Origin of the sequence: Streptomyces sp. NPDC057445, assembly GCF_042802855.1 — a bacterium.
Lineage (GTDB): Bacteria > Actinomycetota > Actinomycetes > Streptomycetales > Streptomycetaceae > Streptomyces.
Map to the genome: position 1 here is coordinate 243,829 of NZ_JBHVDH010000006.1, position 23,301 is coordinate 267,129.

At 68.9% G+C, this 23,301-nt stretch carries 21 protein-coding genes and 2 tRNA genes; 7 read left to right on the forward strand and 16 right to left on the reverse strand.

The features are described from left to right. Nucleotides 1-21 precede the first annotated feature (21 nt). From ACFU5O_RS16785 to pknB, 3 genes are all read left to right on the forward strand, one after another. Complete coding sequence (locus ACFU5O_RS16785; RefSeq protein WP_384240830.1) at nucleotides 22-1,431, forward strand: FtsW/RodA/SpoVE family cell cycle protein; 1,410 nt, start codon at nucleotides 22-24, stop codon at nucleotides 1,429-1,431. Continuing rightward, a complete protein-coding gene (locus tag ACFU5O_RS16790) occupies nucleotides 1,428-2,891 on the forward strand; it encodes a peptidoglycan D,D-transpeptidase FtsI family protein (protein ID WP_384240833.1) in 1,464 nt (487 codons plus the stop codon). The genes ACFU5O_RS16785 and ACFU5O_RS16790 overlap by 4 nt, the downstream gene beginning before the upstream one ends. Nucleotides 2,892-3,070: 179 nt before the next feature. Further along, a complete protein-coding gene (pknB, locus tag ACFU5O_RS16795; RefSeq protein WP_384240835.1) occupies nucleotides 3,071-5,089 on the forward strand; it encodes a Stk1 family PASTA domain-containing Ser/Thr kinase in 2,019 nt (672 codons plus the stop codon). A gap of 165 nt (nucleotides 5,090-5,254) precedes the next feature. Here pknB and ACFU5O_RS16800 read toward each other — a convergent pair whose 3' ends face one another. Genes ACFU5O_RS16800 through ACFU5O_RS16825 form a run of 6 tightly spaced genes read right to left on the reverse strand, consistent with a single transcriptional unit; the run spans nucleotide 5,255 to nucleotide 9,471 of the window. After that, nucleotides 5,255-5,929: a class E sortase gene (locus tag ACFU5O_RS16800; RefSeq protein WP_384240838.1), complete on the reverse strand. Its 675-nt coding sequence runs from the start codon at nucleotides 5,927-5,929 to the stop codon at nucleotides 5,255-5,257. 44 nt (nucleotides 5,930-5,973) lie between these two features. Then, nucleotides 5,974-7,140 (reverse strand): class E sortase, encoded by a 1,167-nt coding sequence (locus ACFU5O_RS16805; protein ID WP_384240840.1) that lies wholly within the window; start codon nucleotides 7,138-7,140, stop codon nucleotides 5,974-5,976. Then, nucleotides 7,137-7,775 (reverse strand): aminodeoxychorismate/anthranilate synthase component II, encoded by a 639-nt coding sequence (locus ACFU5O_RS16810; RefSeq protein WP_384240842.1) that lies wholly within the window; start codon nucleotides 7,773-7,775, stop codon nucleotides 7,137-7,139. The genes ACFU5O_RS16805 and ACFU5O_RS16810 overlap by 4 nt, the downstream gene beginning before the upstream one ends. After that, on the reverse strand, nucleotides 7,772-7,933 hold the full coding sequence (locus tag ACFU5O_RS16815) for a hypothetical protein (protein WP_384240844.1): 162 nt from the start codon (nucleotides 7,931-7,933) through the stop codon (nucleotides 7,772-7,774). The genes ACFU5O_RS16810 and ACFU5O_RS16815 overlap by 4 nt, the downstream gene beginning before the upstream one ends. 56 nt (nucleotides 7,934-7,989) lie before the next feature. After that, nucleotides 7,990-8,682 (reverse strand): class E sortase, encoded by a 693-nt coding sequence (locus ACFU5O_RS16820; protein WP_384240847.1) that lies wholly within the window; start codon nucleotides 8,680-8,682, stop codon nucleotides 7,990-7,992. A 21-nt stretch (nucleotides 8,683-8,703) separates the two neighbouring features. Further along, nucleotides 8,704-9,471, reverse strand: coding sequence for a DUF881 domain-containing protein (locus ACFU5O_RS16825; protein WP_384240849.1), 768 nt, complete (start codon nucleotides 9,469-9,471; stop codon nucleotides 8,704-8,706). Between the two features lie 142 nt (nucleotides 9,472-9,613). Between ACFU5O_RS16825 and crgA the strand changes: the two genes are divergently transcribed. Next, nucleotides 9,614-9,868, forward strand: a complete 255-nt coding sequence (crgA, locus tag ACFU5O_RS16830) for a cell division protein CrgA (RefSeq protein WP_384240851.1) — start codon at nucleotides 9,614-9,616, stop codon at nucleotides 9,866-9,868. A gap of 264 nt (nucleotides 9,869-10,132) precedes the next feature. Here crgA and ACFU5O_RS16835 read toward each other — a convergent pair whose 3' ends face one another. Next, nucleotides 10,133-11,035 (reverse strand): rhomboid family intramembrane serine protease, encoded by a 903-nt coding sequence (locus ACFU5O_RS16835; RefSeq protein WP_384240854.1) that lies wholly within the window; start codon nucleotides 11,033-11,035, stop codon nucleotides 10,133-10,135. Between the two features lie 93 nt (nucleotides 11,036-11,128). Beyond that, entirely contained in the window at nucleotides 11,129-11,662 is a 534-nt protein-coding gene (locus ACFU5O_RS16840; RefSeq protein WP_384240856.1) for a peptidylprolyl isomerase, read from the reverse strand. A gap of 206 nt (nucleotides 11,663-11,868) precedes the next feature. Between ACFU5O_RS16840 and ACFU5O_RS16845 the strand changes: the two genes are divergently transcribed. Continuing rightward, on the forward strand, nucleotides 11,869-12,555 hold the full coding sequence (locus ACFU5O_RS16845; RefSeq protein ID WP_384240859.1) for a DUF5324 family protein: 687 nt from the start codon (nucleotides 11,869-11,871) through the stop codon (nucleotides 12,553-12,555). A 207-nt stretch (nucleotides 12,556-12,762) separates the two neighbouring features. Here the strand turns inward: ACFU5O_RS16845 and ACFU5O_RS16850 are convergent, their stop codons facing one another. Continuing rightward, entirely contained in the window at nucleotides 12,763-13,131 is a 369-nt protein-coding gene (locus ACFU5O_RS16850) for a DUF6344 domain-containing protein (protein ID WP_384240861.1), read from the reverse strand. Nucleotides 13,132-13,615: 484 nt separating this feature from the next. Continuing rightward, nucleotides 13,616-13,688, reverse strand: a tRNA-Ala gene (locus tag ACFU5O_RS16855). 141 nt (nucleotides 13,689-13,829) lie between these two features. Here ACFU5O_RS16855 and ACFU5O_RS16860 point away from each other — a divergent pair. Together ACFU5O_RS16860 and ACFU5O_RS16865 are read left to right on the forward strand one after the other, a co-directional pair. Next, a complete protein-coding gene (locus ACFU5O_RS16860) occupies nucleotides 13,830-14,378 on the forward strand; it encodes a helix-turn-helix domain-containing protein (RefSeq protein ID WP_384240862.1) in 549 nt (182 codons plus the stop codon). 67 nt (nucleotides 14,379-14,445) lie between these two features. Further along, the gene (locus tag ACFU5O_RS16865; RefSeq protein WP_384240865.1) at nucleotides 14,446-15,888 is read left to right on the forward strand and encodes a protein kinase; all 1,443 of its coding nucleotides are present in this window, start codon (nucleotides 14,446-14,448) and stop codon (nucleotides 15,886-15,888) included. Between the two features lie 7 nt (nucleotides 15,889-15,895). Here ACFU5O_RS16865 and ACFU5O_RS16870 read toward each other — a convergent pair whose 3' ends face one another. The 6 genes from ACFU5O_RS16870 to gyrA all read right to left on the reverse strand — a co-directional run bounded on the left by ACFU5O_RS16870 (nucleotide 15,896) and on the right by gyrA (nucleotide 23,295). Further along, nucleotides 15,896-17,215, reverse strand: a complete 1,320-nt coding sequence (locus ACFU5O_RS16870) for a hypothetical protein (protein WP_384240867.1) — start codon at nucleotides 17,213-17,215, stop codon at nucleotides 15,896-15,898. Next, nucleotides 17,215-19,218, reverse strand: a complete 2,004-nt coding sequence (locus tag ACFU5O_RS16875) for a VWA domain-containing protein (RefSeq protein WP_384241105.1) — start codon at nucleotides 19,216-19,218, stop codon at nucleotides 17,215-17,217. The genes ACFU5O_RS16870 and ACFU5O_RS16875 overlap by 1 nt, the downstream gene beginning before the upstream one ends. A gap of 208 nt (nucleotides 19,219-19,426) precedes the next feature. Then, a complete protein-coding gene (locus tag ACFU5O_RS16880) occupies nucleotides 19,427-19,561 on the reverse strand; it encodes a DLW-39 family protein (protein ID WP_003958712.1) in 135 nt (44 codons plus the stop codon). A gap of 178 nt (nucleotides 19,562-19,739) precedes the next feature. Then, nucleotides 19,740-19,813: transfer RNA gene (locus ACFU5O_RS16885), tRNA-Ile, on the reverse strand. 83 nt (nucleotides 19,814-19,896) lie between these two features. Then, on the reverse strand, nucleotides 19,897-20,649 hold the full coding sequence (locus tag ACFU5O_RS16890) for a DUF3566 domain-containing protein (RefSeq protein ID WP_384240868.1): 753 nt from the start codon (nucleotides 20,647-20,649) through the stop codon (nucleotides 19,897-19,899). A 3-nt stretch (nucleotides 20,650-20,652) separates the two neighbouring features. Further along, nucleotides 20,653-23,295 (reverse strand): DNA gyrase subunit A, encoded by a 2,643-nt coding sequence (gene gyrA / locus ACFU5O_RS16895; RefSeq protein WP_384240871.1) that lies wholly within the window; start codon nucleotides 23,293-23,295, stop codon nucleotides 20,653-20,655. Nucleotides 23,296-23,301: the final 6 nt, after the last annotated feature.

Genomic DNA, 23,301 nt, shown 5'->3' on the forward strand with positions numbered 1-23,301 from the left:
CGTAGGGGGCCTTTCTCCACCATGAGCGTTGTCACCAACACGACCACCATCGGCGCGATCGAAGCACCGAGCCGCCGTAACACCGAGCTGGCGCTGCTCGCTTTCGCCGTGATCATTCCGGTGTTCGCCTACGCCAATGTGGGCCTCGCGCTCACCGGCAGCGTGCCCACCGGAATGATCGGGTACGGTCTCGGTCTCGGACTGCTCGCGGGCGTGGCCCACCTCATCGTGCGCAAGTTCGCCAAGTACGCCGACCCGCTGCTGCTCCCCCTGGCGACTCTGCTCAACGGTCTTGGCCTGGTGATGATCTGGCGGCTGGACCAGTCACCCAGGCTGATCGCGCGTGCTGAGCGGCTCTTCGGCAGCTACAGCCCCGACGCCCCCAAGCAGCTGCTGTACTCGGCGATCGGCATCGCCCTCTTCGTCGGTGTGCTCCTGCTGCTCAAGGATCACCGCATCCTGCAGCGCTACACGTACATCTCGATGGTCACGGCTCTGATTCTGCTGATCCTGCCGGTGTTCTTCCCGGCGGTGAACGGCGCCAAGATCTGGATCAGCCTCGGGCCGTTCACCATTCAGCCCGGTGAGTTCGCGAAGATCATCATCGCGATCTTCTTCTCCGGGTATCTGATGGTCAAGAGGGACGCCCTTGCGCTGGCCAGCCGCCGGTTCATGGGCCTGTACCTGCCCCGTGGCCGCGACCTCGGACCGATCCTGGTCGTCTGGGCCATGTCGATCCTGATCCTGGTCTTCGAGACCGACCTCGGCACCTCGCTGCTGTTCTTCGGCATGTTCGTCGTCATGCTGTACGTCGCCACCGAGCGGACCAGCTGGATCGTTTTCGGTCTGCTGATGTCGGCTGTCGGCGCGGTCGGAGTGGCGTCCTTCGAGTCTCACGTCCAGCAGCGCGTCCAGGCGTGGCTCGAGCCGTTCGCGCCGGCGACCCTCGCGCAGAGCGATCAGGCTGCACAGGCGCTGATGGCCTTCGGCGCCGGAGGCACTCTCGGCACCGGCCTCGGCCAGGGCAACTCCGACCTGATCATGTTCGCCGCGAACTCCGACTTCATCCTCGCCACCTTCGGGGAGGAGCTGGGCCTGGCCGGAATGATGGCGTTCCTGCTGCTCTACGGTCTGATCGTGGAGCGTGGTGTACGGACAGCCCTCGCCGCCCGCGACCCGTTCGGCAAGCTTCTCGCCATCGGCCTCTCCGGCGCCTTCGCCATTCAGATCTTCGTCGTCGCGGGTGGTGTCATGGGCCTCATCCCGCTGACCGGTATGACGATGCCCTTCGTCGCCTACGGCGGTTCCTCCGTGATCGCCAACTGGGCTCTGATCGGCATTCTGATCCGTATCAGCGACACCGCGCGCCGTCCTGCCCCCGCGCCCGCCCCGTCCCCCGATGCCGAGATGACCCAGGTGGTCCGACCGTGAACAAGCCCCTGCGCCGAATCGCGATCTTCTGTGGGCTCCTCGTCCTCGCCCTGCTGATCCGCACCAACTGGCTTCAGTACGTCGAGGCCGATGATCTGAACACCAACGGCAAGAACCGCCGGGTGCAGATCGAGCGGTACGCCAGCGAGCGCGGCAGCATCATCGTCGACGGCAAGCCCATCACCGGCTCCGTCGCGACGGACGACACCGACTTCAAGTACAAGCGCACCTACGTCGACGGCCCCATGTGGGCCCCGGTCACCGGCTACGCCTCGCAGGCCTACGACGCCAACCAGATCGAGAAGCTCGAGGACGGAATCCTCACCGGCAACGACGACCGGCTCTTCTTCGACCGCACGATGGCGATGTTCACGGGCGACAAGAAGAAGGGTGGCAATGTCGTCACCACCCTGAACGGCAAGGCGCAGAAGGCGGCGTACGAAGGCCTCGGCGACAAGAAGGGCGCGGTCGCGGCCATCGACCCGCGCACCGGAAGGATCCTGGCACTCGCGTCGACGCCGTCGTACGACCCCTCGACCTTCGCTGGCTACTCGCGCAAGGACGAGAAGGCCTGGCTCGCGCTGGAGAAGGACAAGGACAAGCCGAAGCTGAACCGCGCGCTGCGCGAGACCTACCCGCCCGGCTCCACCTTCAAGGTCGTCACGGCCGCCGCCGCCCTCGAGCACGGCGTCGTCTCGGACATCAACGCGCCGACCGACACCCCCGAGCCGTACAAGATCCCGCTGTCCACCCGGCCGATGATCAACCAGCACGGCGGCTGTGAGAAGGCGAGCCTGAACAAGGCCCTGGAGATCTCCTGCAACTCCGTCTTCGCCAACCTCGGTGACAAGGTCACCCGGGACAAGATGGTGGAGACCGCCGAGAAGTTCGGCTTCAACAACCCCGAGATCGACACCCCCGTCCGCGCCTCCGCCTCCGTCTACGACAAGAACATGGACCGCGGCGGCAACGCGCAGTCCTCCATCGGTCAGTTCAACACCGCGACCACTCCCCTCCAGATGGCCATGGTCACCGCTGCGATCGCCAACGACGGCAAGCTGATGAAGCCGTACATGATCGACCGGCTCGAGTCGCCCAACCTCGACGAGCTCGAGCGGACCGAGCCCGAGGAGATGAGCCGCCCGCTCTCGGAGGAGAACGCGCAGCGCCTCCAGCAGATGATGGAGAACGTCGTCGAGAACGGCACCGGCACGAACGCGAAGATCGACGGCGCCAAGGTCGGCGGCAAGACCGGTACCGCCCAGCACGGCGTCGGGAACAGCAAGCGCCCTTACGCCTGGTTCATCTCGTACGCCAAGACCGACGACGGCTCGCCGGTCGCGGTCGCGGTCGTGGTCGAGGACTCGTCGGGCACCGCGCGTGACGACATCAGCGGTGGCGGACTCGCCGCGCCGATCGCGAAGGATGTGATGAAAGCGGTGCTCGACAGCAAGGAGTGACGCATGTCACTGACCCGGGGTCGTCCCGCCTCATACACGCACAATGCGATACCGGTCGCATATCAGGTCCGGGCCATGGGCGGAACACGTGCGGTGTGGCCGGTAGCGTATGCGCGAACAGCACACCGCCGGACCACACACGGGTGCGGTCGGGACTGACGGAGAGGGCTGGAACAGTTATGGAAGAGCCGCGTCGCCTCGGCGGCCGGTACGAGCTGGGCTCGGTGCTCGGCCGTGGTGGCATGGCCGAGGTCTACCTCGCCCACGACACCCGGCTCGGCCGCACCGTTGCCGTGAAGACGCTGCGGGCCGACCTCGCCCGTGACCCGTCCTTCCAGGCCCGGTTCCGCCGTGAGGCCCAGTCGGCCGCCTCGCTGAATCATCCTGCGATCGTCGCGGTGTACGACACGGGCGAGGACTACGTCGAAGGCGTGTCGATCCCGTACATCGTGATGGAGTACGTCGACGGCTCCACGCTCAGAGAGCTGCTGCACTCCGGGCGGAAGCTGCTGCCAGAGCGCACGCTGGAGATGACCGTCGGCATCCTCCAGGCCCTGGAGTACTCGCACCGCAACGGCATCGTCCACCGTGACATCAAGCCGGCGAACGTCATGCTGACGCGCACCGGTCAGGTCAAGGTCATGGACTTCGGCATCGCGCGCGCCATGGGCGACGCGGGCATGACCATGACCCAGACCGCGGCTGTCATCGGCACGGCCCAGTACCTCTCCCCGGAGCAGGCCAAGGGCGAGCAGGTCGATGCGCGGTCCGACCTCTACTCCACCGGCTGTCTGCTCTACGAGCTGCTGACCGTGCGGCCGCCGTTCGTCGGGGACTCCCCGGTCGCGGTCGCCTATCAGCACGTACGGGAGGAACCGCAGCCGCCCAGCGTCTTCGACCCCGAGATCACGCCCGAAATGGACGCGATCGTGCTGAAGGCCCTGGTCAAGGACCCCGACTACCGCTACCAGTCCGCCGACGAGATGCGCGCCGACATCGAGGCCTGCCTCGACGGCCAGCCGGTCGCGGCGACAGCCGCGATGGGCACCGTCGGCTACGGCGGCGGTTACGGCGCCCAGAACGGCGACGACAAGCCCACCACGGCGCTGCGCCAGGCCGACCCGGCCGGGCAGACGTCGATGCTGCCGCCCATGAACCCCGACGACGGCGGATACGGGTACGGCTACGACGACCGCCCGGACCGCCGCCGCCAGAAGAAGTCGAACACCTCGACGATCCTGCTCGTGATCGCGGGCATCCTGGTTCTCGTCGGCGCGATCCTCATCGGCAAGGCGGTCTTCGACGGGGACGACGGCGCGGGCAAGATCGCCGTTCCGAACCTCGTCGGGAAGCCGTTCGAGGAGGCCAAGCAGCTCGGAGTCAACGCCAAGGTCAAGGTCGTCAAGAACGGGACCGACCGCTGCGACGAGCCGAAGGGCAGCGTCTGCACCCAGACTCCGGCCGCGGCCGAGGGCGCCAAGATGAACGAGGGCGAGACCATCCAGGTCGTCGTCTCTTCGGGTTCGCCCCTGGTCGAGGTACCGGACGTCACGGAGCAGTCCGAGGAGAAGGCCACAACGCGGCTGGAGGAGAAGGGCTTCGACGTCAAGACGGAGTCGGTCGAGTCCGACCAGGAGGCCGGCACGGTCGTGAGCCAGGACCCCGAAGGCGGCACCAAGGCGGAAAAGGGGATCGAGGTCACCCTGAAGATCGCCAAGCAGGCCACCAAGCCGGTTCCCAACGTCGTGGGCTCGCAGTTCGCCGCCGCCGAGAACCAGCTGAAGACCCTCGGCTACACGGTCGTCCGGACTGATGTCGACTCCGACAAGCCCGCGGGCGAGGTCGTCGCGCAGGACCCTGCGGCCGACACCAGGCAGCCGAAGGGCACCACGATCACCCTGCAGGTCTCCAAGGGCCCGCAGACCCCACAGACACAGGTCCCCGAAGTGAGGACCAAGCGTCTGGGCGAGGCCAAGCAGATCCTGGCCCAGGCCGGCTACACGAACATCCAGCTCGCCGCCGGCAGTGCCAACGACGACAACGCGATCGTCACCGCCATGGATCCGCAGCCCAACACCCCGGCAGACCCGGCGACCACGACGATCACGCTCCAGACGATCGGCGGCAACGGCGGCAACGGCGGCAACCAGGGCGGGAACAACAACGGCGGAGGCTTCTTCGGAGGCGTAGGCGGCTAGCCCCCGTCCGACGGCAAACGGAAAAGCCCCGGCACCTCCCAGGTGCCGGGGCTTTCCGCTGTGCGCAGGGCCCCTCTGCTGTCGCCGCCCTCCGCTCTCCGCGAGGCTGTCGGCTGTCGGTGGAACCGCCCGCTGTCCGCGAGGCCCACAAGCCCGCCCGTACCGCTAGCGCAGCTCGGCCGGCCTCGTACGGTCCCTGTCGACCTTCTCCGTGCGCTCCAGCTCGCCCCAGACGATGTACCGGTAGTCGGAGGTGTAGACGGGCGTACACGTCGTCAGCGTGATGAAGCGGCCGGGCTTGGTCCTGCCCGACTCCTTCGGGACCGGCTGGAGCACGTCGACGTTGAACTTGGACGTCTCCTTGAGGTCCTTGAAGACCTTGTAGACGTACCAGGTGTCCTTGGTCTCGAAGACGATCGTGTCGCCCGTCTTGAGCTTGTGGATGTTGTGGAACTTGGCGCCGTGACCGTCGCGGTGCGCGGCGAGCGTGAAGTTGCCCAGCTTGTCGGCCGGGAGGGCCGACTTGATGGGGGCGGTGTAGTAGCCCGCGACGCCGTGGTTGAGGGTGTCGGGGTCGGTGCCCTTCTTGACCAGCACCTCGCCGTTCCTCATGGCGGGTACGTGAAGGAAGCCGATGCCGTCCTTGGTGTCCAGCGCGCCCGGCCCCCCTGCCCAGCGGTCACGCACCAGGTTTCCGTCCTTGGCGGCCTCCCGCTCGGCGACGACGTTCGTCCACCACAGCGAGTAGACGACGAAGAGGGCCAGCAGCACCCCTGCGGTGATCAGCAGCTCGCCGAAGACACTGATGACGCCGGCGATCCGGCTGCGTGCACGTGCCACTGCACCTGTCCCCGTTTTCTGTCGTCCTGAAGTCCGGTCATACGTCAGCCGACGAGCGCGTCGGGCTTGCCCTTGCTGCGCGGGCGTTCGCCGACCATCTTGCCCCACACGATCATTCGGTACGTACTCGTGAACTCCGGCGTGCAGGTGGTCAGCGTGATGTAACGGCCGGGCTTGGTGAAGCCCGAGCCGGGCGGTACGGGACTGATCACGCTGACGTTCGAGGGCGAGGTCTGGGGAAGGATCGCCGCCATCGTGTAGGTGTAGTAGGCGTCCTGCGTCTCGACGACGATCGGGTCGCCGGGCGTGAGGCGGTTGATGTAGCGGAACGGTTCGCCGTGGGTGTTGCGGTGGCCGGCGACGGCGAAGTTGCCCTGCTTGTCGGACGGCATCGCGGTCTTGAGCCGGCCGTCGGCGTAGTGGCCGACCATGCCCCGGTCGAGCACCGCGTGTTTGTCGATGCCCTCGGCGATGGGGACGACGACATCGAGCTTGGGGATGTGCATGATGGCGAAGCCCTGCCCCGGCTCGAAGACTCCCGGTGCCCGGCCCTTGGCCCAGTCGTCCTGGATCCTGTCGGCGGCGGCGTTGGCCTGCTGTCCGGCAAGGATGTTCGTCCACCACAGCTGGTAGGTGACGAAGAGCAGCATCAGCACGCCCATGGTGATGAAGAGTTCACCGAAGACGCGGCTGGCGATGACCGCCGGGCTGTCCTTCTGTGCGCGGGCGAGGCGGCGCGCCTCCACCCGGGAGAGCGGGGCGCCGCTGTCCGTACGGTCCGTAGGCGTGGTGTCCGGGCGCGTGGGCGGTGCGGCAGCCGCCCTGCGCCGCCCACGTCCTTTTGCTGCGGCACGCCGGCGCTCTGCGCGGCCTCCGGTGGGTGCCTCGGGCCCCTCGGGCGACTCGGTGGGGGCGGCCCGGTGCGTCCCTCCCGCCCGGTGTTTGCCGTGCGTGCCGTCGGAGCGGAGCCCGCCCGTCCCGTCGTCGGGCAAAGGCACGGACGCAGGCACATAGGTGGGCTCATCACCGGGCAGGGACGGGTGCGCGTAGAACGGCTCCGGGGCGAACTCTGGCTGTCCGTACCAGTCCCGCTGGTACTCCTCAGAGTCGTCCGCCGAGTACTGGGGGTAGCCGGACCACTCCTGCGGCTCCTGGGGCCCCGGGGGAACGCCCCCGGCCCAGGACCACGGCGTACCCCCCTCGCCGCTCACGCCAGGGCCTTGCCCACCACCGGCGCGAGCCCTGCCGAGCGGCCGACCGCGCCCGTGTCGCCACACTGCTCCAGCCAGTTGGCGAGCATCAGATGACCGTGTTCGGTGAGAACCGACTCGGGATGGAACTGCACGCCCTCGACGGCCAGTTCACGGTGGCGCAGCCCCATGATGATGCCGTCCTCCGTGCGCGCCGTCACCTCCAGCTCGTCCGGTACCGTCCTCGGCTCCGCCGCCAGCGAGTGGTAGCGCGTCGCGGTGAAGGGGGAGGGAAGCCCGCCGAAGACGCCCTTGCCCTCGTGCAGCACGAGGGAGGTCTTGCCGTGCAGCAGCTCGGGAGCGCGGTCGACGACTCCGCCGTACGCCACGGCCATCGACTGCATGCCCAGGCAGACGCCGAAGACCGGGATGCCGCTCGCGGCGCAGTGGCGGACCATCTCGATGCAGACACCGGCCTGTTCGGGCGCGCCGGGCCCGGGCGACAGGAGCACACCGTCGAAGCCGTCCTGCGCATGCGAGGTGGACACCTCGTCGTTGCGCACGACTTCGCACTCCGCGCCCAGCTGGTAGAGGTACTGGACGAGGTTGAAGACGAAGCTGTCGTAGTTGTCGACGACGAGAATGCGCGCGCTCACTGGCCGTCCACCGTCACATCGTTGAACGGAAGCAGCGGCTCCGCCCAGGGGAACACGTACTGGAACAGCACATAGACGACCGCGAGGACCAGCACGAGCGAGATGCACGCCCGCGCCCATGCGTTGCCCGGCAGATGCCGCCAGATCCAGCCGTACATGCCGTCCCTTTCCGTTCGGTACGGCACCAGACTAAAGGGCTCAGGGGGCCTGTGGGTCAGCTGTGGAAAGCTGGGGGCCTCCCGTCCGTCACGGGTCGCGTGTCGTCGAGGTGCGCCCAGGCGACCAGCCGGTGGCTGCTTCCCCACTCGGGATCGCAGGTGGTCAGGGTCAGATAGCGGCCGGCCCCGTCGAACCCGGACCGGCCGGGGACGGGGTCGATGACGGCGACATCTCCGGGGACGGTCCGATAGGGCTTCTGCTTGACGCGGTACGTGAACCACGTCGTTCCGTCCGTGACGATCACCGCGTCCCCCGGCCGCAGCCGCGGGAAGTCCTTGAACGGGTCCCCGTAGGTACGGCGGTGACCGGCCACCGCGAAGTTCCCGGCGTCGCCAGGGCGGGCGGTCCCTGCGTAGTGGCCGAGTCCCTTCTTCAGGGTCCCGGCTCCCGTGCCCTCCAGGACCGGCCAGTCCCAGCTCGCACCGAAACGGGGGATGTACATGACCGCGAAGGGCTTCCCGGCCGTGTACGGCCCGGGAGTCGCCGCAGGCGCAGGCGTCCCGGGCGCCGCCGGGGTTTTCACGGGTAGCCGGGCCCACTCCTCCTGGAGCCGGACGATCTCCCCGTCGGTCGCGTCCGCGGCCTTCACGCCGGTCCAGAACAGCACGTACACCACGAAGAGCACGATGACGGTGCCGACAGTGATGCAGATCTCGCTGAAGGTCCTGACGATCAGTCGCACCGGCACCGGCGGACCCCTCCCCGGGAGCTAGCTCACAGGCTTCGCGTAGTGGAGATCCACTGTGCCCGAGTAGCCGGGGAGAGTCACCGCCCCGTGTTCGTCGACTTTCCAGCCGAGTCCGTAGGCCTGGACGTACAGCTGGTAGTTCTGGATCGCGGGCGACGCGGTCAGCGCGCGCTTGAGCTTGCCGGGGTCACCGACAGCAGTGATCTTGTACGGCGGGGAGTAGACGCGGCCCTGGAGGATCAGCGTGTTGCCGACGCAGCGCACCGCGCTGGTGGAGATCAGCCGCTGGTCCATGACCTGGATGCCCTCGGCGCCGCCCTGCCAGAGCGCGTTCACCACGGCCTGCAGATCCTGCTGGTGGATGACCAGGTCGTTGGCCTGCGGTTCCGGGTAACCCGGGGCGGCCTGGGCATTCGGCGGAGCGTCGTTGAGGGTGACCGAGACGGCCCGGCCTCTGAGCTTCCTGGTCCCTGCGGCCTCTTCCAGGCCCTGGAGTTTGTCGTCCTCGGCCTTGGTGGAACCGTCGTCGCGGCGGGCGAGAGCGTCGACGTCCTTGCGGACCGCGCCGGTGGATTCGTCCAGCTCGGCGTTCTTCTCGCTGCGCTGCTGGATCAGGTCGGACAGCTTCAGCAGCGAGTCGTCGGTGCGGAGATTGGTCCCCTTGGCCGTGTTGAAGCTGGTGACGAAGATCAGCCCGGCGAGCGCGAAAACGGCAGCCGTCAGCAGCCGGACCGGCCGCCATGCGAAGCGGCGGGTCGGCCCTTGGGGGGAGTCGGCGGAATTGCTCAACGTACCCTTACTCCTACGGTGACCGCGGAAGCACTACGCTAACGGACGCCCGGGGGGAGGCCGAGATCCCCCTCGCTCCCACCCCGGCGCCAGCCACAGTTCCCCTGCGCGGTCACGCAGCGCATCGACAGGAGAGTCCCTCGTGCCGAAGTCACGTATCCGCAAGAAGGCCGACTTCACGCCGCCTGCCACGAAGCAGGCGACCAACATCAAGCTGACGAGCCGCAGCTGGGTCGCGCCGGTGATGCTCGCGCTGTTCCTCATCGGACTGGCCTGGATCGTCCTCTTCTACGTCACCGACGGCCGTCTGCCCATCGAGTCCATCCACAACTGGAACATCGTGGTCGGCTTCGGCTTCATCGCCGGCGGCTTCGCCGTATCCACCCAGTGGAAGTAGCCGCCACGGCGGCTGTCAAGCTCTGCCCCAAGGTTATCCACAGCGTTGTCCACAGCAGTGGGAAAAGGTCTGACGATCTGTGGATAACTCAGGGAGTGTTGACGCCGGTGTGACTGCGGCGGCCATTCCAGCGACATCAGCCTTCACCGCTCGCCCCTTGGCCCTCCTGGGAAAACCCAGTTCAGGGACGAGGGGCACAGCTGTTCTCCACGGGATGCACAAGATCCGCCACACGCTGTGGACAACTTTGGGGAAAGCTCGCGCTCAAGTGAGCATGAGGGTCCTCGCCACCACAATGCCGATGGTCACGGCCAGGACCAGCGCACAGGTCCCGTACTGCACGAGGGCCCTTCGCTCACGCGGCGCGTGCACCAGTCCGAAGGCGATGGCCGTGCCCGCGATCAGCCCGCCAAGATGCGCCTGCCACGAGATGTTGGCCCAGGGGTTGAAGGTGAAGAGCAGATTCAGCGCGAGGAGCGCGATCACCGGGCGCATGTCGTAGTTGAGCCGGCGCAACAGCACGGCCGTGGCGCCGAGCAGACCGAAGACCGCTCCGGAAGCGCCGAGCGTGCCCGTCGTCGGTGCGGCAAGAAGGTAGGCCAGCGCGCTGCCCGCCAGGCCCGACAGAAGGTAGAGCGCGAGATAGCGCGCCCGGCCGAGTGCTGCCTCCAGCGGACCGCCCAGCCACCACAGTCCCAGCATGTTGAAGGCGATGTGCCAGATCTCCTGGTGCAGGAACATCGAAGTGAGAAGCCGGTACCACTGCCCGTCGGCGACGCCTTCGAGGACCAGGTGCGGTGGCGCCGGCCATGCCCCCACCAGGATCAGCTCGTTGACCACCCGGGCCTGGCCGATGAGGGCGACCAGGAACACCGCGAGATTGATTCCGATCAGGATCTTGGTGATCAGACGCGGGTCGCCCTCCGCGACCGTACCGCCGGCGATCGTACGGGGCCGGTTCGCGGCAGGGGCGTGCCCCGTGCCGGACCCGTCCCGCACGCACCCGGGGCACTGGAAGCCGACGGAGGCGCTGACCATGCACTCCGGGCAGATGGGCCGCTCACAGCGGGTACACCTGATGCCCGTCTCACGGCCGGGATGGCGGTAACAGCTCGGCAGCCCGTGTGCCGCCTGGGGCCGGTCCGGGCTTCCTGGCGCCTGATCCATGAGGTCCCCTCGTCTCCTGCGCAATGCATCGCCCCGCTCGTCTGACGGACGAGCGGGGCGGAAAGTTTCCGTGGCGGAACCGGCCCTCGCGGATCAGCTCGCGCGCGTCTCGACGACGACGGACTCGATCACGACGTCGTCGACCGGGCGGTCGGTGCGCGGGTTGGTCCGGGCGGTCGCGATGGAGTCCACCACCTTCTTGCTGGCCTCGTCGGCGACCTCACCGAAGATGGTGTGCTTGCGGGTCAGCCAGGCGGTCGGCGCCACGGTGATGAAGAACTGCGAGCCGTTCGTGCCCGGTCCGGCGTTCGCCATGGCCAGCAGGTACGGCTTGTCGAAGGCCAGATCCGGGTGGAACTCGTCCCCGAACTCGTACCCCGGGCCACCAGTACCGTTGCCCAGCGGATCGCCGCCCTGGATCATGAAGCCGCTGATCACGCGGTGGAAGACCGTGCCGTCGTACAGCTTGTCCGTGGACTTCTTACCGGTCGCCGGATGCGTCCACTCACGCTGTCCGGTGGCGAGCTCGGTGAAGCTCTTGACCGTCTTCGGCGCGTGGTTCGGCAGAAGCCGGACGTTGATGTCGCCTTGGTTGGTCTTCAAGGTGGCATAAAGCTGCTCGGCCACGGTCTGCCTTCCTCAAGTCTTCTCTGACGTCCACCGATCCTTGCACGGAAGCGCCGTCTGCACAGAAAGCGTGACCCGTATGCCCGTCCCGCATGCCGAGCCAGCGCTGAGCGGGCATGATTTCGAAAAGGGCGGATAGGCGAAAACCATGCCTTGCCTGGGACGACAACCCCCAGACCCCGCACGCCACCGAGGAGGAGGATCCCGTGACCCGCATGGAAAGCGTGCGCGCCGCGACCGATACGGCCAAGGAAAGCGTGCTGCACGCCGCGGAAGTGGTGGGGCCTTACGCCGGCACGGCGAAGGACCATGCCGCGCAGTACGCGCACGAGGCTCGCGTGTACCTCGCGCCGAAGGTGTCCCGGGCCGCGCACCAGGCCCGCCATCAGGCTCGCGTCCAGTACGACTCCAGGGTGGCCCCGCATGTGCCACCGAAGGTTGACGACGCTGCTCACCGGGCCGCCGTCATGACCCGGACTGCCGCGCGTCAGGCGGCGGACTACACGAAGCCGCGGTTCGAGCACGCCGTCGCGGTGGCTCAGCCCGTCGGTCAGGAGGCCGCGGCCCGATCCACAGCCGCCCTGGCCGCGCTGCGCGGTCAGGTTACGGCGAAAGAGATCGAGAAGCTGGTCAAGAAGCATGAGCGGCGGGCCAAGGCCGGCCGGGTCGCCAAGGGCGTGGGGCTGCTCTCGGTGCTGGCCGTCGGGCTCTTCGCCGCCTGGAAGTGGTGGGACAAGCAGGCCAACCCGGACTGGCTGGTCGAGCCTCCCGCTCCCACCGAGGTCTCGGACCCCGATGGTCCGTTGGCATCGGTCGACGGGAGTGGTCAGTCGGCGCTGGACCCGGAGATTCAGGCGAAGCAGGCGGAGGCGGACCGCGATGATCGGCGCTGACGCCGGCCATGGTCCGTATGCGGGCGGCCACGCGGTGGCGCACCCGGGTCGTTGCCGGACGCGGTAGGCAGGCGGCTGGAGCAGCCTGGGCGACGCGGGCGACCTGATCGGCCTGATCGGCCTGAGCAACGGAGACAGCCGAGGCAGCACGGGCAACGGGGCGGCCGGGGCAGCGGGCGCCGGGAGATGCGAGAGCTTCCCGGCGCCTCATGCTGTCGCCGTGGCCGGTTCCGCGTAGGCGACGGGCGAGAGGCCTTCCATGGCCGCCGCGAGGTCGGGCTCGGCGGGCAGATGACGTACCGCCGGTGACGCGCCATGGGCCTCGGCTCCGATGCGCTGCTTGATCGTCGGCGGCAGCGACCGGTCCCGCGATGCCCTGGGCCGGACCACCCCCTGCGACGTCCCGTACCCGGCGGCCGCGCTCCTCGGGCGCTTCTGCGCCGCGGGCTCCTCCGGCTGCCGCACGGCCTGCTGCTGAGCGGCCGAGGCGGCGGGTGCGAATCCCAGGGAGGCGAGCAGTGCGACAAGCAGGGAGATGAAGGCGGTCCACACATTCTTGACCTTGACGGCGGCCATGACCCCTCGCTTTCGAGGTAGGGCGTTTTACATACCTTCCTCATGATGTGGACGCATCTCGAGAATGGGGGGAGCGACGCCACATATCGGGCGATCTTCAGATGAACACCACTCGTCCGGCCTACGCCCCCCGGGCCGGGGCCCTTCCGAGCCCTGGGTACGCCCTGCTGCCCGACCTGCGTACATCTGCCCGCGGCACCGGCACGGACCGGGCGCGTAACCCTGCGGGCCCTGGCGCGCAACTCGACACCGGGGCGGCCCGGTGGTCCGAGAGGTGGGGGGCCGTCGAGGGTGCGGGCGGCGGCGGGCGGGGCCCGGGCGGCGGTGGGTGGGACGCGGCGGGCGGGGCCCGGGTGGCGATGCGGGTCGCGGTGGCGGGCTCGCGGTGCCGCGAGCCCGCGGGGGAGACCCGAGCCGACGGCATCCAGACACGAAGAAGACCCCCTGTGCTGCGTTTCCGCAGTCCAGGGGGCCTCTCGTGCCGTGGAGCCTAGGGGAGTCGAACCCCTGACATCTGCCATGCAAAGACAGCGCTCTACCAACTGAGCTAAGGCCCCGGAACGGAGACAAGAGTACCGGGTCTCCCCCCGGATCCTGCAAAAGGATTGGGACTCCCGGTATCCGACCACTCTCCGTAAGATGCTCGTCGGGTTCGCAGCAGCGAAGCCGACGCATGGGGAAGCGATGGGGAGACGCAGATGGATGCAGCGCAGCAGGACGCGACCGCCAGAGCCAGAGAGCTTCAGCGGAGCTGGTACGGAGAGCCGTTGGGGGCGCTCTTCCGTCGGCTGATCGACGATCTGGGGCTGAACCAGGCGCGGCTCGCGGCGGTGCTCGGGCTGTCGGCTCCCATGCTTTCCCAGCTGATGAGCGGCCAGCGGGCCAAGATCGGCAACCCTGCCGTGGTCCAGCGCGTCCAGGCTCTGCAGGAGCTGGCGGGACAGGTGGCCGACGGCAGCATCAGCGCGGCAGAGGCCACGGGCCGCATGGACGAGATCAAGAAGTCGCAGGGAGGCTCGGTGCTCACCGCCACGGGCCAGACCACGACCAGCTCGGGCGCGCCGACGGTGCGGCGGGTGGTCCGCGAGATCCAGTCGCTGCTCCGGTCGGTGTCCGCGGCCGGGGACATCATCGATGCGGCGGACACCCTCGCACCGACCCACCCCGAACTGGCAGAGTTCCTCAAGGTGTACGGCGCCGGGCGCACCGCGGACGCGGTCGCCCACTACGAGTCGCACCAGAGCTGAACGAGGCAGCACAGCACCGGGACGAGACACGACGCCGGAACAGGGAACTGGGAGCGGGCGCAGCGCAATGGGTGAGGTCTTCGCGGGTCGGTACGAGCTGATCGACCCGATCGGTCGCGGTGGAGTCGGCGCGGTCTGGCGCGCCTGGGACCAGCGGCGGCGGCGCTATGTGGCCGCCAAGGTCCTTCAGCAGAGCGACGCGCACACACTGCTGCGCTTCGTCCGCGAACAGGCGCTCCGGATCGACCATCCCCATGTCCTCGCCCCGGCCAGCTGGGCCGCGGACGACGACAAGGTGCTGTTCACCATGGACCTGGTGAGCGGCGGGTCGCTGGCCCATGTCATCGGCGACTACGGCCCGCTGCCGCCGCGCTTCGTGTGCACCCTGCTCGACCAGTTGTTGTCCGGGCTCGCCGCGGTGCACGCCGAGGGGGTCGTGCACCGCGACATCAAGCCGGCCAACATCCTGCTGGAGGCGACCGGAACCGGGCGGCCGCATCTGCGGCTGTCCGACTTCGGCATCTCGATGCGCAAGGGTGAGCCGCGCCTGACCGAGACCAACTATGTCGTGGGGACCCCCGGTTACTTCGCGCCCGAACAGATGCTGGGCGCGGAGCCGGACTTCCCGGCCGACCTCTTCGCGGTGGGCCTGGTCGCCCTCTATCTGCTCCAGGGCCAGAAGCCGGACTCCCGTGCCCTGGTCGAGCACTTCGCCGCACACGGCACCCCGGGCGCCCCGCAGGGCATTCCCGAGCCTCTGTGGCAGGTCCTCGCGGGCCTGCTGCAGCCTGACCCGCAGGCCCGGTTCCGTACCGCAACGGGCGCGCGCAAGGCGCTGACCGCCGCGGTCGAGATGCTCCCGGAACCCGGCATCGACGACGAGCCGGTGGAGGTCTTCGACCAACTCGGGCCACTGCCCACCGGCTTCGGCCCCGACGGGCCCGACCGGCCCGCCGCCCCCGCCCCTGCTCCCACTCCCGTCGCGGAGGAGGCTGCGCACGTGCCGCGTGCCCAGCCGGCTCCGTACGCACAGCACACCGGTCACCACACCGGTCAGCACACCGATGAGCACATGGGCGGGCAAGCCGGGCAGCATGCGCCGCACACCGGCCAGGGCCGGCCGACGCCGCCGATGCCCTCCCCCTCCGGGACCGGCTCCTTCCATCTCCCCCCGCCGCCGGAGCAGCCCACGCCGCTGCCGCCCCCGGCCCAGCCCTCCGTCCCCGCGCATGCGGCCTCCCCCCATGACAACGCCGCACCGGACTTCGCACAGGCACGGACGGCAGCGGTGCCGTACGAACAAGCTCCTACTCGTCAATACACCGGCCACGGCCCGCAGGTTCCCGGTCCCGCGTTCCCGGCGTCCGCGGTATCCCCCGCGTCCCCGCACACCCCCGCCCCCACCGCACCGCAAAGGCGTCCGGGACCGCCCCCGAAGGTGGCGATCCCGGTGCTGCTCGTGGCGCTTGTCTGCTTCGCGGTGGGCATCTGGGCACTCACCCAGGCCTGACCGTCGTCTACCAGGCCGCAGGAGGTCCGTAGCCGCCCGGCTGCTGCGGCCCCTGCGCGCCGCGCCGCCGTGCCAGGAGCGTCCATGCACCAAGGCCGAGCACCAGCACGGCCCCGGCCCCGATCCCGGCTGCCGCGACCAGCTTCATCGTGCCGCTCCTCTCCGCACCGGGGCCGCTCTGCCCGATGGCCGCCGCCTCCTGGTCGTCGTCCGTGACGCCGAAGATCCCCGCGGCCCCGTCGTAACCCGGCCCCTGCTTCGCCTTCCCGGTCACGTTCACGCGCAGCGTCAGCGGCACGGACTTGTCGCCGTACTTCTTCGCGAGCTCGGGACTGAGCGTCGCCGACAGGTAGTACCAGCCGGCGAACCGCACGGCCTGGACCGCGTTGTCGGAGTCGTAGCGGTTCTCGTAGGCCACCGGTGGCAGCGGGTCCAGTGCCGTAGAGGCCTGCTTGCCGGAGTACGACACGGTGCTCCGGTCGACATACCCACGGGCCGGATTGTTCAGCGACAGCACGAACGCGTTGCCGATGTAGCTGTCGCTCGTGGTGCTCGTGCCGAGGTCGGCGCCCACGAAGAGCTGCTGTCCCCAGTCGACCGGCACCCGGTAGAAGAGCGTCTGCCCCGGCTTGATGTCGTCACGCCATTCGCCCTGACCGAGGCTCATCGCGTCGGAGAAGCTCGTGCCGCCCACGCGCTTCTGCGGGCCGCCCTCGGGCGGTGCCGGTGAAGCGGAAGGCCAGTCCTCCGGCGCCTCTGTCGGCCCGGCCGTCCTGAGGGCGGGCTCGGAGTCGTACCGGATCTCGAGCTCCCAGTCGTCCGGGGCGGACGTGGCCTTCGAGGTGCGCTCGACGAGCACGTAGTACGCGCCCTGCTCCTGGCAGGTGGAACTGCCGGGGTCGACGGTCCGGTCCGCGTAAGCGGCGACGGGCCGCGTGTACCCGGCCGACTCGAACAGCGCATCCTGCGAGCTGCACTGGGAGTTCGAACGGCTCTCGAGGCTCACCTTGATGCCGTCGCCGTACTCGGCCTTGCCGCCTTGCTTGGGCACGGCCACCACCGAGACGTACGCGTTCGTCTTCGCGTCCAGGTCCACGCGGTAGTAGAGCTTGCCGTCCTTCTTGATGGTGTCCCGGTACGTGGACCCCGCCTCCAGCGGCTCAGCGTTGGTGTTGACCGCCGCGCCCTGGATCCTCTTGGCCTCCTCGTCGAAGACATACGGACCGGGTCCGCCCTCCGCCCGGGCCGTTCCGCCCGGCAGCGCCATCACCGCGCACATCGCCGCCACCCCGGCCAGCGTCACCCGGCCCCTGCTGCGCTGCCTCATCACGCGCTCCCCCTTGTCGTGTCCGTGGCCGCCCGGCGCCGCGCCGCCCGCGTCCGTACGTATACGAAGGCCGGTCCTGCGACCAGGACGACCGCGCCGCCCGCCGCCGCGGCGGTCGCAGTGCCGGTCCATCCTGCCCCGCCAGTCCCACCGCTGTCTTCGCGCGTGGCCGAATCACCCTGCTTGTCCGCATCCTTGTGCGGCTTGTCCGCGAGGGCGGGGGCGCCTTGCTGCGGCCCGGCCCTCTCGTCTCCGATCACCGCGACCCGCAGCACCACACCGATCCGCGGGTTCTCCGCGATCTCGGCAGCCTCGGCGCCGAGCGTGACGGCGATGTAGAACTCGCCCTTGCTGTGCACGGGAATGACGTTGGGATGCGACTCATGGCGGTTCGTCCAGGAGACCGGAACGGTGCCCATCCTCAGTGCGGCCGGGCGGCCGTTGTAGACCGCCTCAGGGACGAACTCGCCGGTACCGCCGCCGACCGGAGCCCGAGCAGGCGTGAACACCTCGGTGGCGCCGTACGACACGGCCGACGAGCCCCGCTCGAGTGTGGGCTCGTTGGCGAACTCGACGTCGTACCGCAGCTGCTGGCCCCAGCCGACCGGCACCTTGTACCAGAGCGTCTGCGAGGGCAGCACCTGGTCGCGCCACACGCCCTGGGCGAGCTCCCTGGCGTCGTTGAAACCGGTGCCGCCGGCCACGTCCTTGGGGTCGCCGAGCGGCAGTGCCGCGTCCTTGTCGCCCTTTCCGTACTCGGGCCGGGACCCGGCGGGCGTGACGCCCCGCGCGAGCGGCTTCTCGGCCCCGTACGTCAGCTCGAGCGGCCAGCGAGCGGCGTCGGAGCCCTTCTTGCTCTCCCGCTCGACGACGAGCCAGTACCGCCCCGCCTTGTCACAGCTCCCGAAGCCCTTCTCGCTGGGGACTCGGGCCACTGCCGAGGTCAGTGGTGTCGCACCCTCCTTCTGGAAGAAGTGCTCGGTGCTGGACTCACACGAGCCTGAGGAACTGTCGGTGCCGTACGCGATCCTGGTGCGCAGTGCGTCGAACGTGTCGACCGCCGCCCCGGGCTGCGGCACCGCCGTCGCGGAGAAGTGCACGGTGGAGACGGCATCGAAGTCGACGGCATAGTGCCGTTCTTCTCCGGGCCCGATGGTGTCCAGATACTGCCCCGCTACGAGCGCGGGCGCTCCGCTCCGTTCCGGCGTGCCCGCGACCTGTCGGCCCCGGAAGCGGTAGCCGTCGGCGGACAACTGCGCGGAGCGCTGCAGCTGACGCGCCAGCGCTTCGGCGTCGGGCGCGTCGTAGTAGCGCCCGTTGCCGGCTTCGGCGACGCACTCGAGCTGCTTGCGTGCGGCACCGCGGACCTGGAACCCGACGGTGTCGATACGCAGCCCGATGCCGTCCTTGGCCAACTGTCCGGCGACCTCGCAGGGCCGCGGCGTACCGCAGTTGTCGTCGCCGTCCGAGATCAGCAGGATCGTGCGCGTGCCGACTGTCCCCTCGGCGGGCGCGGGAAGGTCCTGGGCCGCTTTCCGCAGCGACAGCCCTATCGGAGTGTCCCCCTTGGGCTGTACGGAAGCGACGGCCTCCTTCAGGGCGCCCCGGTCGAGCTCCTGCACGGGCCGGACCAGCCGGGTGTCGGTACAGCCTCTGGGCCGGTCCGCGCCGTAGACCCGCAGACCGGTGGGGTGGCCCTCGGGAAGCGCGTCCACCACGGTGCCGACGGCCTTGCGGGCGGCCTCCATCCGGGTGCGTCCCGAACCGTCGTCGTCGGCCATCGAGCCGGAGGAGTCGAGCACCATCACCAGGCTGCTTCTGGCATCGGTGCGCGAGGCCGCCGCATCCGGGGCCGCCGTGCCGCCGTGGGACCGGGCTCCTTCAGCCGCCGAGCCGGCCATGGCTGCCGTGGCTGCCGTAGCCGCTCCGGTGGCCGCCACGGCCGGCAGCGGCCCACCGGCCACGGCCAGCAGTGCCCCGCCGGTGATGAGCGCCTTCCTCATACGGCGCCGCAGTCGTAACGTCACGTTTCCCCCTCCGCACCCATCCCTGACTTTGCTTCTGCAAGTTAGTGATTTGCTTAGGTGAACTCAAGGGTCCCGGTGTCACGGTCCGGCAACAGGCGGCCGTCCTCCCGCACAGCGCCCGCGAACAGCACAGAGCCCCGGCCGCTCAGCGGCCGGGGCTCTGTCACTCGAACTCGTTTGCGTCTCACACACCCGAACCTGCGGGCACGGAGTCGGTCGCCTCCGTCCACAGATCCTGCTCGGCGCGATCCGCCTGGATCTGGCGGTACACGAGGAGCCCGCCGATGGCGGCCAGTGCGACCAGGAGAAGCTTCTTCACCGCGCGACCTCGTCTTTCCTTGACGTATGAGGACTTCTGGCGCCCGACTATACACACCGATCGATACCGTTCGGTGACCTGAGTCCCCGTCCGCACCCGCCCCGGGACGGGCCAACTCCCGTCCCGCAACGACAGATCGGCCCGGACGGAGAAAGTCCGTCCGGGCCGATCGTGACTGTGGGGCTAACAGGATTTGAACCTGTGGCCTCATCCTTATCAGGGATGCGCTCTAACCAACTGAGCTATAGCCCCGCCGCGCTGCGCGCTGACCCCTGAAGGTTAGCGCACGTGGGGGGCAGTCCCAAAATCGGTTACCTACCCCCCGGGCCCTCCGCCTACTCGTCCTCGGCGAGCGTCAGCTCGACACCGCCCACGAACCCGGCGGAGATGTTGTAGATGAAGGCTCCCAGTGTCGCCAGCGCCGTGGCCAGCACCACATCGATGACGGCGATCACCGAGGTGAAGATCAGCACGCGCGGCAGCGACAGGAACGACTGCAGATCGAAGCCGTTGCTGTCGTTCGATCCGGTCGCCTCACTGATCGTGCCACCGACCGTCGAGAAGACGCCCATGGCATCCATGACCATCCACAGCACCGCCGACGCCACGATCGTGCAGATGCCCAGGGCGATGGAGAGCAGGAAGCTCACCTTCATCACGGACCACGGGTCGGCCTTGGCCACCCGCAGCCGCGCCTTGCGCGTCCGCGGCTGGGTGGTCGCTCCGGTGCGCGGTCGGCGCATGGCGGAGGGGGCCGCCGACTGGCCACCGGCCGGTCCGGCCTGTGCCGGCTGAGCGGTGCGCTGCTGGCCGCCCTGGGTTCCCGCGCCGCCCTGGGGCGACGCGTACGCCTGGGGCGGGTGGTATGGCTGCGTTCCCTGCTGCTGCACCGACTGCTCCCCGCCGTAGGTCTTGTACGGGGGCTGCGGTCCCCCTGACTCCGTCACCGTATTCCCCCTGCCTTCGGCGGAGGCGCCCCCACCCTGGGTCTCCGTACCGCCCTGGGAGTCCGTGGCGGAGCCAGGGGCGCCGTTCGCTCCAGCAGCAGCTCCGGCAGCGGCCGAACCGGCGCCCGTGGCTCCACTCACGCTTTACTCCTCGTGCTCCCCGGCCGAGGGCTCCGTGCCCTCGCCGGTCTCGGCGGACTCGACGGCTTCGACTGCCTCGGCCACGACCGCGTCGTCAACCACGGCCTCGTCCTCGGCCTCACCGGCCCCGTCGACCTCTTCGGCCTCACGACCGGCCTCGGCGTTGCGAGCGATACCGACCACGGCATCGCGCTTGCCCAGGTTGATCAGTTGGACGCCCATGGTGTCACGGCCCGTCTCCCTGACTTCACTGACTCGCGTACGGATCACACCGCCGGACAGCGAGATGGCGAGGATCTCGTCGCTCTCCTCGACCACCAGCGCGCCCACGAGCGAACCGCGGTCCTCCACGATCTTGGCGGCCTTGATGCCGAGGCCGCCGCGGCCCTGGACGCGGTACTCGTCGACGGGGGTCCGCTTCGCGTACCCGCCGTCAGTGGCAGTGAACACGAAAGTACCGGGCCGCACCACATTCATCGACAGCAGCTCGTCGCCCTCGCGGAAACTCATGCCCTTCACACCGGACGTGGCGCGTCCCATGGGGCGCAGGGCCTCGTCCGTCGCGGTGAAGCGGATCGACTGCGCCTTCTTGCTGATGAGCAGCAGATCGTCGTCCGCCGACACCAGCTCGGCGCCGATCAGCTCGTCGTCGCTGCCGTCCTCGGTCTCCCGGAGGTTGATCGCGATGACACCACCGGAGCGGGGCGAGTCGTAGTCCTTCAGCGGGGTCTTCTTCACCAGACCGGCCTTCGTCGCGAGGACCAGGTAGGGCACCGCCTCGTAGTCGCGGATCGCGAGGATCTCGGCGATCTGCTCGTCCGGCTGGAAGGCCAGCAGGTTGGCGACGTGCTGGCCGCGGGCGTCCCGGCCGGCGTCCGGCAGCTCGTAGGCCTTGGCCCGGTACACCCGGCCCTTGTTGGTGAAGAACAGCAGCCAGTGGTGTGTGGTGGAGACGAAGAAGTGGTCGACGATGTCGTCTTCCCTCAGCTTCGTGCCCCGTACGCCCTTGCCGCCCCGCTTCTGCGAGCGGTAGTCGTCCGTCTTCGTACGCTTCACATAGCCGCCGCGCGTGATGGTGACGACGATGTCCTCCTCGGCGATCAGGTCCTCGATGGACATGTCACCGTCGAAGGGGACCAGCTTGGAGCGCCGGTCGTCGCCGAACTTCTCGACGAGTACGGCCAGCTCCTCGCTGACGATCGCGCGCTGCTTCTCGGGCGAGGCGAGGATCTGGTTGTACTCGTTGATCTTCGCCTGCAGCTCGTCGTGCTCCTGCACGATCTTCTGGCGCTCCAGGGCGGCCAGCCGGCGCAGCTGCATCTCCAGGATCGCGTTCGCCTGGATCTCGTCGATCTCCAGCAGGCCCATCAGGCCCTCGCGCGCGACCTCGACCGTGTCACTGCGCCGGATCAGCGCGATGACCTCGTCGATCGCGTCGAGTGCCTTGAGCAGACCGCGCAGGATGTGCGCCCGCTCCTCGGCCTTGCGCAGCCGGAACTTCGTCCGCCGGACGATGACCTCGATCTGGTGCGTCACCCAGTGGCGGATGAACGCGTCGAGGGAGAGCGTGCGCGGCACACCGTCGACCAGCGCCAGCATGTTGGCGCCGAAGTTCGTCTGCAGATCGGTGTGCTTGTAGAGGTTGTTGAGCACGACCTTGGCGACGGCGTCACGCTTGAGCACGATGACGAGGCGCTGGCCGGTACGGGAGGAGGTCTCGTCGCGGACGTCGGCGATTCCGCCGACCTTGCCGTCCTTGACGAGGTCGGCGATCTTCTGCGCGAGGTTGTCCGGGTTGACCTGGTACGGAAGCTCCGTCACCACCAGGCACTGGCGGTTCTGGATCTCCTCGACCTCGACGACCGCGCGCATCGTGATGGAACCGCGGCCGGTGCGGTACGCCTCCTCGATGCCCTTGCGGCCCACGACCAGCGCGCCGGTCGGGAAGTCCGGGCCCTTGATCCGCTCGATCAGCGCGTCGAGGAGCTCCTCGTGGCTGGCCTCCGGGTGCTCCAGCGCCCACTGGGCGCCGGCCGCGACCTCGCGCAGATTGTGCGGCGGGATGTTGGTGGCCATACCGACCGCGATACCGGCGCTGCCGTTGACGAGCAGGTTCGGGAAGCGGGCGGGCAGGACCGTCGGCTCCTGGTTGCGGCCGTCGTAGTTGTCCTGGAAGTCGACGGTCTCCTCGTCGATGTCCCGGAGCATCTCCATGGACAGCGGCATCATCTTGCACTCGGTGTACCGCATGGCGGCGGCCGGGTCGTTGCCCGGGGAACCGAAGTTGCCGTTGGAGTCGACCAGCGGCATCCGCATCGACCACGGCTGGGCGAGACGGACGAGCGCGTCGTAGATGGAGGAGTCGCCGTGCGGGTGGTACGTACCCATGACGTCGCCGACGACGCGGGCGCACTTGTAGAAGCCCTTCTCGGGCCGGTAGCCACCGTCGTACATCGCGTACAGGACACGGCGGTGGACGGGCTTGAGGCCGTCCCGTACGTCCGGCAGCGCGCGGGACACGATGACGGACATCGCGTAGTCGAGGTACGAGCGCTGCATCTCGGTCTCGAGCCCGACGGGCTCGATCCGCACCTGCGGCTCTTCCTCTTCGGTTCCGGTGGTCGCGGGAGTGTTCTCGTCGGCCATTGCTGG